The organism is Chryseobacterium sp. GM_Chr_2 (assembly GCF_026540445.1).
In the GTDB taxonomy this organism is placed as follows: domain Bacteria; phylum Bacteroidota; class Bacteroidia; order Flavobacteriales; family Weeksellaceae; genus Chryseobacterium.
In genome coordinates, this window is record NZ_JALNUD010000004.1 from 44,168 (window position 1) to 56,968 (window position 12,801).

At 35.5% G+C, this 12,801-nt stretch carries 12 protein-coding genes; 10 read left to right on the forward strand and 2 right to left on the reverse strand.

All coding sequences use genetic code 11. The features are described from left to right. Positions 1-4: 4 nt before the first annotated feature. The 8 genes from OXQ85_RS07860 to OXQ85_RS07895 all read left to right on the forward strand — a co-directional run bounded on the left by OXQ85_RS07860 (position 5) and on the right by OXQ85_RS07895 (position 8,881). Positions 5-1,336 (forward strand): quinol:cytochrome C oxidoreductase, encoded by a 1,332-nt coding sequence (locus tag OXQ85_RS07860; RefSeq protein ID WP_267403345.1) that lies wholly within the window; start codon positions 5-7, stop codon positions 1,334-1,336. Between the two features lie 102 nt (positions 1,337-1,438). Next, the gene (locus tag OXQ85_RS07865; RefSeq protein WP_267403347.1) at positions 1,439-2,458 is read left to right on the forward strand and encodes a hypothetical protein; all 1,020 of its coding nucleotides are present in this window, start codon (positions 1,439-1,441) and stop codon (positions 2,456-2,458) included. A 51-nt stretch (positions 2,459-2,509) separates the two neighbouring features. Continuing rightward, a complete protein-coding gene (locus OXQ85_RS07870) occupies positions 2,510-3,706 on the forward strand; it encodes a hypothetical protein (RefSeq protein ID WP_267403349.1) in 1,197 nt (398 codons plus the stop codon). Continuing rightward, the gene (locus OXQ85_RS07875; RefSeq protein WP_267403351.1) at positions 3,706-4,242 is read left to right on the forward strand and encodes an adenine phosphoribosyltransferase; all 537 of its coding nucleotides are present in this window, start codon (positions 3,706-3,708) and stop codon (positions 4,240-4,242) included. The genes OXQ85_RS07870 and OXQ85_RS07875 overlap by 1 nt, the downstream gene beginning before the upstream one ends. 247 nt (positions 4,243-4,489) lie before the next feature. After that, positions 4,490-5,185, forward strand: a complete 696-nt coding sequence (locus OXQ85_RS07880) for a tetratricopeptide repeat protein (protein ID WP_267403352.1) — start codon at positions 4,490-4,492, stop codon at positions 5,183-5,185. A 3-nt stretch (positions 5,186-5,188) separates the two neighbouring features. Beyond that, positions 5,189-5,704: a 6,7-dimethyl-8-ribityllumazine synthase gene (gene ribH / locus OXQ85_RS07885; RefSeq protein ID WP_267403353.1), complete on the forward strand. Its 516-nt coding sequence runs from the start codon at positions 5,189-5,191 to the stop codon at positions 5,702-5,704. 124 nt (positions 5,705-5,828) lie between these two features. Continuing rightward, positions 5,829-7,907: an alkaline phosphatase family protein gene (locus tag OXQ85_RS07890; protein WP_267403354.1), complete on the forward strand. Its 2,079-nt coding sequence runs from the start codon at positions 5,829-5,831 to the stop codon at positions 7,905-7,907. 116 nt (positions 7,908-8,023) lie between these two features. Beyond that, positions 8,024-8,881, forward strand: coding sequence for a neutral zinc metallopeptidase (locus OXQ85_RS07895; RefSeq protein ID WP_267403356.1), 858 nt, complete (start codon positions 8,024-8,026; stop codon positions 8,879-8,881). A gap of 62 nt (positions 8,882-8,943) precedes the next feature. Here the strand turns inward: OXQ85_RS07895 and OXQ85_RS07900 are convergent, their stop codons facing one another. Both OXQ85_RS07900 and OXQ85_RS07905 read right to left on the reverse strand, forming a co-directional pair. After that, positions 8,944-9,816 (reverse strand): GLPGLI family protein, encoded by an 873-nt coding sequence (locus OXQ85_RS07900; protein ID WP_267403357.1) that lies wholly within the window; start codon positions 9,814-9,816, stop codon positions 8,944-8,946. 17 nt (positions 9,817-9,833) lie between these two features. Beyond that, positions 9,834-10,751 carry a GLPGLI family protein gene (locus tag OXQ85_RS07905; RefSeq protein ID WP_267403358.1) on the reverse strand — a complete coding sequence of 306 codons (918 nt, stop codon included), beginning with the start codon at positions 10,749-10,751 and terminating at the stop codon, positions 9,834-9,836. 197 nt (positions 10,752-10,948) lie between these two features. Here OXQ85_RS07905 and OXQ85_RS07910 point away from each other — a divergent pair, with 197 nt between their 5' ends. Further along, positions 10,949-11,278 (forward strand): iron-sulfur cluster assembly accessory protein, encoded by a 330-nt coding sequence (locus OXQ85_RS07910; protein WP_267403359.1) that lies wholly within the window; start codon positions 10,949-10,951, stop codon positions 11,276-11,278. Positions 11,279-11,350: 72 nt separating this feature from the next. Then, complete coding sequence (gene sufB / locus OXQ85_RS07915; protein ID WP_267403360.1) at positions 11,351-12,799, forward strand: Fe-S cluster assembly protein SufB; 1,449 nt, start codon at positions 11,351-11,353, stop codon at positions 12,797-12,799. The last annotated feature ends 2 nt before the right edge of the window (positions 12,800-12,801 follow it).

A 12,801-nucleotide genomic window follows, 5' to 3' on the forward strand; every position in this document is an offset into this window, starting at 1 on the left:
AGAAATGTATAGTTTTTCACCAAAATTAAAATCAACTTCTATAATACTTCTTGTTGTAGGTTTAGTTCTATTTGCTATTGGTTTCTTTATGAACAAAGGAATTTCTAGCGAGAGAATAGAGCACATGATGGAAGCAGTACATTCTGCAGGTCATAATGCTCCTACACACTCAAGTGAAATGGTAGGACCTCAGGATCACGCTGCACATTTAGAACACGCTACTATGCAGGTTCATAATTCGCCGTTAGCATCAATACATTTTGTAGCTGTATTTTTCTTCGGAATCAGTTGTGCAGTATTGTTTTTCTACTGTATTCAGCATGCTGCTCACGCAGGATGGCCAATTATCATTACGAGAGTTATGGAAGCAATTGCTTCTTACATCCCTTACGGAGGGGTAATTTTAGTAATCATCATGTTATTAAATATCCTTCACCAAGGTCACCTTTTCCACTGGATGGATCCGGATCTTACAGATCCTAACTCTGCTCATTTTGATGTGATCTTGTTTGAAAAGAAAAGATTCTTAAATATTCCTTTCTATGCAATCAGAACTTTCATTTATGTAATTGGAGCTTCTTTCTTTGCTTGGAAACTGAAAGCACAATCTAAAAAAGTAGATGATACAAAATCTTTGGTAGAGTATCAGTTCCTTTACAGATGGGCTGTTGGATATATCGCATTCTTCGGGTTTGCTTCTGCAGCTTGGGCTTGGGATTGGTTGATGTCTATTGACCCTCACTGGTATTCTACAATGTATATCTGGTATTCAATGGTTAGCTGCCTTTCAAGTGGTATCGCAGTAATCATCCTTTTAAGTGTTTACTTAAAGAAAAACGGATTCTTACCTCAGTTCAATGACAATCACTTACATGATTTAGGAGTATTCCTTTTCGCTACAAGTATGCTTTGGACATATACATGGTTTGCTCAGTTTATGCTTTATTGGTATGCAAACGTACCGGAAGAGGTAAACTACTTCTTTGGAAGATTCCAACACTACGGTGTTACTTTCTTACCAATGTTAATCGTGAACTTCTTATTACCACTATTGGTATTAGTAAGTAGCAGCATCAAGAGAAACTATAAAGTGGTTACAACAATGGCTGTAGTAGTTATCTTAGGTCACCTTTTAGATTACTTCAACATGGTAATGCCGGGAACAGTAGGACCATTCTGGAACACTCCAGAAGTATTCATCTTAGTGCTTGGAGCTGTGTTATTCGTAGTTGGATTATTTATGTTTACAGTGCTTTCAGCATTATCTAAACTGAAATTGATTCCTACAGGTAACCCATTCTTACACGAATCTGAAATTTATGAGTATCCTTTCTAAGGACTTGTAACAAAATAATATTGAAAAAGACTGATTGTAATGATCAGTCTTTTTTGTTTTTAATGCAGATCAAAAGATTTAAAACACATAAAAAAATTTACAATGAAAAAGAAACTTCTCATTTTAATCGTATTCTTATTAGGATTAAATTTTGCTTATTCCCAAGCCATCACGTTCGTTTCAGAAAAAACGAATAAACCTTTACCTAAAGTTTCTGTATTTGGCAAAGACGGAAACATTGTTGCTTTTTCAGACATTGATGGTAAAATTGATAGAAAAACTATAAAACCCGAACAGGAAAAATTCCAGTTGGTGTATGATAACTTTCCGGTGGCCACACTCTCCTATTCTGATTTTGATAAAGAAATCATTACAATCAATGATCGCGTAAAAGACATCGAAACCGTTGTCATTAAAAGTAAAAAACCTGCAAAATATGTTTTTATAAAAGGGAACTTCAACACGTATGTTACCGTGAACAACAAATTGAACTGTTATGCCGACGGAATTATTACTTATGTATTCGACAATAAATCAAAAAAATTAAAGAGAACTAAAGTTGAACAATATCGAATCTTCCGTTTAGAAAATCCTGAAATGGATCGAAAGAAAATGTCTTCCTGGGATTATGATCAGTTTTTAGAAATTCCAAAAATAAAAGATGTCGGAAATGTAGATGAATATAAAAAAAATAAAAATACTGTTTTCAAAGAATTAAAAGGAGATCGAAAAGATGAAGTAGAAGTAACCGGAGAATTTTTGCAAAAACAGGAATTCGCTTTGTTCGGCTATCGATTTTTCGATTTCAGAACCATCTTAAATATAGCTTATGAACAGAACTCAAAAAAAACATTGCAGGATCTTTTAGAATACAATGAAATTGAATTTTTAAAAATGAAGCATAAAAGCGAAGCCGAATTTAATTCCATCGCAACTTACAGTAATTTTTATCCAACAGAATTAGATTTAGGAAACGATGATTCGGTTGAAAAAGTAAAATTCAACACCGATAACAGCAATTATACTTCAAAATATTGGGAAAACAAAGACTTCCCGAATATGCAGCAGATTTTCAGTTCATTTTTTAAGGATGATCTAAAAGAACAACAAAATAAAAAATAAAAAACGGCTATTAATAAAGGTTTTATTAAATTTGTACCAAACAGAATAAAAATGAGAAAGTTATCTTTTCTTCTAGTTTTCAGCTTGTTGCTTTTCACCGCTTGTAAAAAAGACTCGGTGGATGCTACCAGTACCAAAACTTTACAGTCAAGTATCAACGATATGACGTCTAGTTTGCCAACCATTAAGCAGATCAAGTTTAATGAAGCGCTTTACATTCTAAAAACATTTGGAGTGGAAGCCGATGGCGACGTTGCAGAATTAAAAGCACTCGGACAGCTTGTCAACGGGAAAAAAGTTCCTGAAATTATGGCAATGGCTGACGAAGTCGCACAAAAAAACGGAATTGAATGGGCAAGTACAGCTCCACCTTCATTAGGTGAAATGAATATCTTCGGCGACGAAAAAGCCAAAGAAAGTGACCCGAATGATGTAAAAGCAAACTCGCTTTCTATTATCACAAGACCATCTGCAGACGACGGAAACGGCGCAACGGCAATTCAGATTATTCCAAGGCTTGTGGATAACGCTGGAAACCCTGTTTCGTTTACAGGTGCTGGTTTAGAAACAACATTAGAAGTTTTCAGTAATGGAGTGAAGCTTTCAACCGCTAAAAACTTAATGACGGATAACAATTTTAAAGGATTCAATTTAAAATTCTCTTCTATTCTTGCTGAAAAAGTGGTTGATAATAAAATTGACATCACTGTTTCAGTAAAAACAACAGCTAAAACTTTCAAAATGTCTAAAATCGGGTTGGATGTAAATCCTTCTGCATTGAAAGTTCCTGCTCCGCCAAAAGTAGATTCTACAGCGGTTATTCAGGATCCAAGCGCAGTAGATCCGAATAGCCCGGTAAATACAACAAATCCTTCTACATCTACAGATCCAAATGCTACAACAACTCCTGCAACGCCAAAACAACCGGCAGCAGATCCAAAAGCTACGGTAAGCAAGTTTTTAAATAATGTAAGTTCTCAGAATTTAAAAGCGGCATTTGATGCATCCAACAACCCAAGTTGGGGAAGCTATGAATCTTTCTCTAACCCGACTTCAGGTTTTGGTTCTGTGAAAAATGTAAGTGTGAAAAACATCAACAGTAATGCAACAAACGCTAACAGCGCAAGTGTAAATGCAACATACGATGTAACAGATAAATCTGGAAAAACAACTTCTTTGAAGGTAACTTTCGGACTTAAAAATGTAAACGGAGACTGGAAAATTTCCAGCTACAAAATAAACCCTTAATGGCTTCACAAGAACTTATCAAAAAACTGCAGGAGACGATTGAAAATATCCCTGATTTTCCGATTCCGGGAATTCAGTTCAAAGACATCTCGCCTATTTTTCTTAATCCAAAATTATACGAAGAAGTAATCGAGGATCTGGTAGCTTTCAGCAAAGGAAAAGTAGATGCAGTTTGCGGAATCGAAAGCCGTGGCTATCTCTTCGGGATTGCCATTGCCGTTGCTTTGGAAGTTCCTTTTATCTTAATCAGAAAAGCGGGAAAACTTCCTCCCCCCGTTATTTCCGAAGAATATGACTTAGAATACGGAAGTGCCATCATCGAAACCCGTGAAGAACAAATAAAATCAGGACAAAGAATTCTTATTCACGATGATTTGTTAGCCACAGGAGGAACAACTGAAGCCGCAGCAAAATTGGTGGAAAAACAAGGTGCAACCGTTACTCAGTTTAGCTTCTTAACCGCTTTAAAGGGTTTACATGGTGATGAAAAACTGAAGAAATTCAATGCGGAAATTTATCACATTTTAGAATATTAAACTTTTCATTCAAAATAAATGCTTCGACTCCGCTCAGCATGACACGTTTAAAACAGTCTGTTTTATTTCATTGTAAAATGAAACAAATAGTATTAGAAATGTCATGTTGAGCGGAGTCGAAGCATGTTTTTTTAAGAAATTCATCAATCACGATTAATAATTCTCAATATTTCGTCAATAATACTCACAAAGTATTTTGTAAATCATTCAGAAACAATTAAATTTGCATTTCAATTTTTAAGAATTTATGGCAAAACTTACAAACGATCAAGAAGGTAAAGAAACAGTTGAGTTTTTTAAAGATCTTGACAGAGAGGCTTTAAACACAGAAAGATTCCTTGAAAAATATTCTAAGCAATTAGGGATAGTTTTCGGTGCTTTGGTATTGGGAGTTTTAGGCTTTTTCGCATATAAGCAATTCGTAGTGGCTCCTAAAAACGCCGAAGCGGTAAAAAGTTTCCTTGCAGCACAGAAAAATCTTACCGCTGGTAAAGATAAAGAAGCCCTTGGTGGAAATTCTGCTGCAAACCCAGGTTTTATCGGGACAGCTAACGAATATTCTTCTACTTCTATCGGTAAATTGTCTGCTTATAACGCAGGTTTATTGAAGTTTAAGGAAGGAAAATTCCAGGAGGCATTTGATCTTTTAGACAAGTTTTCATCAGACAACAAAACAATGATGGCAATGAAATACGGAGCTATGGCTGATGCTAAATCAGGTCTTAACAAAAATGATGAGGCTTTACAATTATTAGACAAAGCTTCTACCGCTTCTGATGATCCGTATACTACTTATTATTTTACAAGAAAAGCAGGTATTTTAGCTTTAGGTTTAAAGAAAAATGCAGATGCTAAGAAATATTTTGCTGCAATCAGCGAAAAATATCAGGACTACGACAACGGAATGTCTGATTCTTATATTGAAATGACTAAATATTATTAAAAAATGGCAACAGTTAATCTTTCAGATTACAAGCCACTGAATATAACGAATGCCGAAGATTTTTCTATCGGCATTGTTTTTTCTGAGTGGAATGATTTTGTAACCTACAATCTTCGCGACGCAGCTCTGGAAATCCTTGAAAAAGAAGGCGTAAAAAAGGAAAACATTAAACTTTTCCCGGTTCCCGGAGCATTTGAACTGAACTATGCAAGCATGCAACTTTGTAAAGAAAGAAAGTATGATGCAGTGATCTCAATCGGATGTGTGATTCGTGGAGAAACTCCTCACTTCGATTATGTTTGTTCCGCGGTAGCACAAGGAATCAAAGATTGTAATATCTTAACAGATACACCTACGATCTTCTGTGTTCTTACGGATGATACCAAAGAGCAATCTATCGCGAGAAGCGGTGGTGATCAGGGAAATAAAGGTGTAGAAGCAGCCGTAACCGCTTTAAGAATGATTGATTTCAGAAGAAATCTTTCAGGAAAAAAAGGAAATATCGGTTTCGGACAATAATCCCGGAATTCAAAAAAATATTGAAAAGGATCATCTCAGGATGGTCTTTTTTCATATATAAACATTTCATACCCGATAGTAAATAAAAACTATCTTTGCAGTAAATTAATACACAGTTAATAAAATGTTTACGCAAAAAATTAAACCTTTTCTGTACTTAGGAATTTTCTATCTTATTATTTCATTATTAGTAAGAATTGTATTTTTCTTTCATCCGATAACGAATGTAAGTTTTGGATTTTTTGAAGTAATAAAAGTTTTATCCATCGGGCTTGTGAATGATATTTTCGTTTTCATTCTGGCTAGTTCTATTTTAGCGCTTTACTTTTTATTTCTGTCAAACTCAAAATACAATAAACCTTACGGATACATCATTTTCGGGGTTCTTTTGCTTTTTTTCCTGTATATTTTAGTGATTCCGAATAATATTTTCAAACAATACGGAGGCTCGGTGACAAAGATTGCCTTAATTTTTGTTGGTTTGAAAACCCTTCTTTTTGGTTTGATGCTTTTCTTGCCTTCAAAGAGAATAAAAATTCGTAATACCTTATATTTTATTACCATTTTTCTCTATGTTTTATCCATTGTTTTCAATGCAGTAAGCGAATATTTCTTCTATAACGAATTCGGATTGAGATACAATTTCATTGCAGTAGATTATCTTATTTACACCAACGAAGTCATCGGGAATATCATGGAAAGTTACCCTGTTGTTCCGTTGTTTTTAGCCATTTTTGCCGTTACTTTTGGGATTACATGGTTTATCTTTAAAAAGACAAAAGAAGAGCTTTTAACGCTTCCAAATTTCAAACAAAAATTAGTTCTGTTGGGAACATTTGTTGTTTTGGTTGGCGCAAGTTTATTGGTGATTCCGGCGATGATGCAGATAAAATCATCCAATGTTTTTGCCGAAGAAATTGAAGCCAATGGAGTTCCTAAATTCTATTGGGCATTTACCCATAATGAGCTTGATTTTTTTCAGTTCTATTCTCAAATCGATCAAAATCAGGCTGAGAAAAACTTTTTAAGCCAATATCCTCAACAGACTTTAACCAGAAATATCGTTGCTGAGCAGCCTGAGCAAAAGAAAAATGTAGTTTTAATCTCTATTGAAAGTTTATCTGCAGATTTTCTTGAACATTACGGAAATACCCAGAAAATAACGCCGTTTTTGGATAGCTTAGCAGACAAATCAATGATGTTTACCAATCTTTATGCAACCGGAAACAGAACGGTTCGCGGACTGGAAGCTTTAACACTTTGCATTCCTCCGACTGCCGGAGAAAGCATCATCAAAAGAGAAAACAACAAAAATAAATTCACTACAGGAAGCGTATTTAAATCAAAAGGTTACGATGTGAAATTCCTATACGGTGGTTACAGCTATTTCGATAATATGCAGGATTTCTTTGAAGGAAACGGCTATGGAATTGTAGACCGAAATAATTTTAAGCCTGAAGAAATCTCATTCGCCAACGTTTGGGGTGTTGCCGATGAAGATATGGCGAAAAAAGCCATTCAAACCATGAATGCCGAAGCAAAATCTGGAAAACCATTTTTCAATCACTGGATGACAGTTTCTAACCACAGACCTTTCACGTATCCTGACGGAAGAATTGATATTCCGGGAGATGCAAAATCCAGAGAAGGGGGTGTAAAATATACCGACTACTCCATCAAAAAATTCTTTGAAATGGCTAAAAAACAGGATTGGTATAAAAATACTATTTTTGTGATTGTTGCCGACCACTGTGCTTCAAGTGCCGGAGGAACAGAATTACCGATGGATAAATACAGAATTCCGGCGATGATTTTTTCTGAAGGATTCGTTCAGCCACAGAAATTTGATAAGCTGATGTCTCAGATCGATTTAATGCCTACCCTTTTCGGATTGTTGAACTTTAATTATCAATCTAAATTTTTAGGTCAGGATGTTTTGAAAGACTATTTCCAGCCGAAAGCTTATATTGCCACTTATCAGGATTTAGGTTTTGTAAAAGATGATCATTTAACTATTATTTCACCCGTAAGAAAGGTTAAGCAATACACACTTAAGCAGCAGGAAAGCAAACTGGCTCCAGAATTTAATATTTACTACGACGAAAATGCGGTAAAAACGCCACAACAAAATTTGGTAGACCAAACCATTTCAGCATATCAATCGACTTCTTACTGGTTGAAAACAAATAAGCTTAATCGTTGATTAATAAATCATTTTTACAATAAGTTTTAAATTTTTATCAATTCACATTAAATTTTCAACCAAAAAATCAATTAGCTTTAATATTAATTTTAAATTTACTTACAAAATTTATTATTATGAAATGGACAGACGACAGAGGTGGTAATGTGGAAGACCGAAGAGGTTCTGGCGGTGGCGGAGGTGCCCTCGTTGGGGGTGGTTTGGGTACCCTTATTATTGCTGCGATTATATTTTTCTTAGGCGGAGACCCTTCTTCTATTCTTTCTTCAGGAGCTGGAAATAACGCTCCCAGAACGGAACAGAGACAACTGACTGCCAATGAGCAGAAAATTGGAGAAATGGTAGATATGATGGGAAAATGGAATATTGAAACCTGGGATAAAATCTTCCAACAAAACGGAATGACCTACAGAGCTCCTAAGATTATTCTTTTTGAAAATACCACCCAATCTGGCTGCGGTATTGCACAATCTGCTATGGGACCATTTTACTGTCCGGCCGACCAAAGTGTATATATGGATATGAGCTTTTTTAATGAACTACAATCCAGATTTGGTGCAAAAGTTACGGAATTTACCATTGCTTATGTATTGGCGCATGAAGTTGGGCATCACGTTCAAACGCTGTTGGGAACTACGCAGGAAGTTGATAATATGAGAAGAAGCGGAAGATTTTCTGAAGCAAAAATGAATCAGGTTTCTGTTGCGACAGAGCTTCAGGCAGATTTTTTTGCAGGAGTTTGGGCAAAACAAACCGATAGTCGAGAACATATTTTAGAGCCGGGCGACATTCAATCAGCGATTGAAGCTGCAGAAGCTGTGGGTGATGATAATATTCAAAAAAGATCACAAGGTTATGTGAATCAGGAAAGCTTTACGCACGGTTCTTCTGCTCAACGTAAAGAATGGTTTATGAAAGGCTATAACACCGGAGACATCAAGCAAGGTGATACTTTTAATCAACTTTTGAGATAATTTAAATTATTTAAAAATCAAATAGAAAAAATCCCTGAAGAGCTGCTTCAGGGATTTCTTTGCTATTTTAATTCAATCGGATTGCTATTATTTTTGGCTTCCTCTTTCACTCGGTCTTCCATTCTTTTTCTGAAATCTCCGCCATTTCCACCACGGTTTCCTCCGCCACCACCGGATCTTGGAGGAGCAATTCCACCGCCGCCACCGCCCATTCGGGTTTGGCTAAATCCACCTCCTTGATTACTCATAAATGAGACAGGATCTGATTTAAATTTTTCCTGCTGCTTTACAAAATCTGTTCTTTTTACTTTAATGGTATTTCCAAACTGATTCATCGATGGAAAATCTGAAATTTTATAGTTTTTCATCAAGTCAAAAGAATATTCTCCCTGAGCATCTTCTACTTTTACGATCAGTCCCGGAAGCCCACCGAATTTATACGGACCGTCCTGATAAGGTAAATCTGTGGTAAACCAAGCCGTCCACTTTCTGCCACCGAAATCAGTTTCTGCTTTTTGTACTTTATAATCACCAATTTTCATCGTTTCAGATAAAATTTTCCAGCTGATCGGGCGATCTTCTTCATATTGATATACATCTCGACCCAATCTATCTTTAAAGAACGTTTTTTGGTTTGCTTTATCTTTTTCAACCGTATAATTGATATTCGATCTTAAACTTTCCATTTGATCTCTGTTGAAACCTCTCGCTCCCCCACTTTGGAAATTCTGCTGCATGATAGAATCTCTTTTAATTCTGTTTTCAGAGTAAAAAAGTGATTTCTCTGCCGAAATATCTAAATATGCATTCTCCGTTTTCACGTCGTTTTTATCTGCTGCATTAGGTTTCATAGTTACCTGATACACAAATCTGTTCGTTTGTGCAAAAATGGTCTGCATGAACAGCCCCAAAACAATAATTCCTATTTTTTTCATTTTATGTATAAATCTTGTTATTTTAATTCAATGGGATTTTGGCTTATTTCATTATTAAAAGCCGCCGGAGCTCCTAAATTGGCATTTGGCATTTGCATCATTCCATCACCGTCATTTCCTGGGGGCATTCCCATTCCGTTAGGAGGCCCATTTCCTCTCATACCGCCACCTGGCATTCCGCCACCGCGTTTTCCTGCCCGATCACTTGAAGAGAAAGCTTTTCTGTTACTTTTTGCTTCCAACTCTAAAGCGGCTATATCTCCTTTAAAATCAATCCTTGTGCTTACTTTTGCATCAGAATTCACAGGCTCTTCAAAGGCGTTTTTAATCATGATTTTTTTAATTAAATCAAACTTATAATCTCCTTTATCATCTTCCAGTTTCACAATCAATCCCTGTAAACCAGAAAATTTATACGGGCCGTCAGAAATAGGAATATCTTTTGTAAACCAAGCCGTCCAGATTCTTCCTCCGAAATTTGCGGTTGCTTTTTGAGACTGATATCCGTTTTGCTTTTGAATATCATTCGTTACCTCCCATTTTATCGGTCTATCTTCCTGATAATAAATTTGTTTATTAAACACTTTCTCATGATAATACACTTTTTGATCTGATATATTTTTGGTAATATAATAATCAAAAAATGTTTGCTCCAAGTCTTTTTTAGCTCCTTGCTTTGAAAGTTCTTTCTTCTCTTTTTTATTTTCTTTTTCTTCAGGTTTGAAAGCAGCAAAGAGAGAATCTTTAATTAATTTATTTTCACTAATAAATAATGATCGATTTTCTTTAACATCCAGAAATGTTTTTTCACTCTTCAAACTCACCAGATTAATCGAATCCGGATTAACCGAAGTCTCATAGACGAATCTTGTGGTTTGCCCATAAACCGCCGTCACCAAAAGCAACGCAAAAAAGAAATGTAGCTTTTTTTTCATTTATACTTTATAGATAAAAATTGTAATTCAAAGTTAAATCAAAAACAGAATCACAATATTTACAAAAAAGAATTTATAGAATTTTTAACACTCATAAACTTATCTGAACGTAAAATCGTTAAAATAGACATCATCGATTTGAGATTGCGGAAATTAGTTTGTATTTTTGCATCATTAAATCATTCTAAATAAATACAATGATAAAAGTATCAGATCAAGCAAAAGTAAAAGCAATCCAGCTGATGACAGAGGATGGCTTCAACGCTGCTGAAGATTATATAAGAGTTGGAGTAAAAAGCGGAGGATGTTCTGGTTTAGAATATGTTTTGGGGTTTGACAATAAAAAGTCTGATGCAGATCAGATTTTTGAAGATAACGATATCAAAATTGTTGTAGATAAAAAATCCATCCTTTATTTAGCAGGAACAACTCTTGAATATTCAGGAGGTTTGAACGGAAAAGGGTTTGTTTTTAACAATCCTAACGCATCCAGAACATGTGGGTGTGGAGAAAGTTTTTCTTTGTAAGAAAAAGACATTAGAAGCTAAATATCAGATGATAAACTTGGTATTTAGCTTCTGAAATCTTAAAAAAAAATAATGAGCAAATATACAGAGGACGATTTACGCGTCGACTTAGAAAATAAAAAATATGAATTCGGTTGGGAAACCAAAATCGATTACGAAGATTTCCCGACGGGTTTAAATGAAGATATCGTCCGTGCGATTTCTGCAAAAAAAGAAGAGCCGGAATGGATGACAGAATGGCGTTTGGAATCTTTCAGAATCTGGCTGAAAATGGTGGAGCCAGAATGGGCAAACATTAAATACGAAAAGCCAGATTTTCAAGCGATTAAATATTACGCTGCGCCGAAAGCAAAACCGGAACTGGAAAGCTTAGACGAGGTTGATCCTGAATTATTGAAAACCTTTGAGAAATTAGGAATCAATATAGAGGAACAGAAAAGACTTTCAGGAGTTGCGGTAGATATCGTAATAGATTCAGTTTCTGTAAAAACTACTTTTCAGGAAACCTTGATGGAAAAAGGAATTATTTTCTGTTCTATCTCTGAAGCGATTAAAAATCATCCTGATTTGGTAAGAAAATATCTTGGAAAAGTAGTTCCGAGAGGAGATAATTTTTATTCAGCATTGAATTCCGCAGTTTTCTCTGACGGAAGTTTCTGCTATATTCCAAAAGGGGTAAAATGTCCAATGGAATTATCTACGTATTTCCGTATCAATCAAGCCGGTACAGGTCAGTTTGAAAGAACACTTGTAATTGCAGATGAAGGAAGTTATGTATCTTATTTGGAAGGCTGTACAGCACCCTCAAGAGATGAAAACCAGCTTCACGCAGCAGTTGTTGAGTTGATCGCAATGGATAATGCTGAAATTAAATATTCAACCGTTCAGAACTGGTATCCTGGAAATGAAGAAGGAAAAGGTGGAGTTTTCAATTTTGTAACGAAAAGAGGACTTTGCGAAAAGAATGCAAAAATCTCTTGGACTCAGGTTGAAACAGGTTCTGCTGTAACTTGGAAATATCCTTCTTGTATTTTGAAAGGTGACAACTCAATCGGTGAGTTCTACTCCATTGCCGTGACGAATAATCATCAATATGCAGATACAGGAACAAAGATGATTCACATCGGAAAAAATACGAAATCTACGATTATTTCTAAAGGTATTTCTGCAGGAAAATCTCAGAATTCTTACAGAGGTTTGGTAAAAGTAATGCCAACTGCAAAAGGAGCGAGAAACTTCTCTCAGTGTGACTCTTTATTGATGGGTAACGAATGTGGAGCACACACTTTCCCTTACATTGAGATTAAAGATCCTACTGCACAATTGGAGCATGAAGCAACGACTTCAAAAATTGGAGAGGATCAAATTTTCTACTGTAACCAAAGAGGTATCGATACGGAAAGAGCTATCGCTTTGATCGTAAATGGTTTCAGTAAGGAAGTTCTTAATAAATTACCAATGGAATTTGCTATTGAAGCTCAGAAATTATTGGAGATTTCATTAGAAGGTTCAGTAGGATAAAA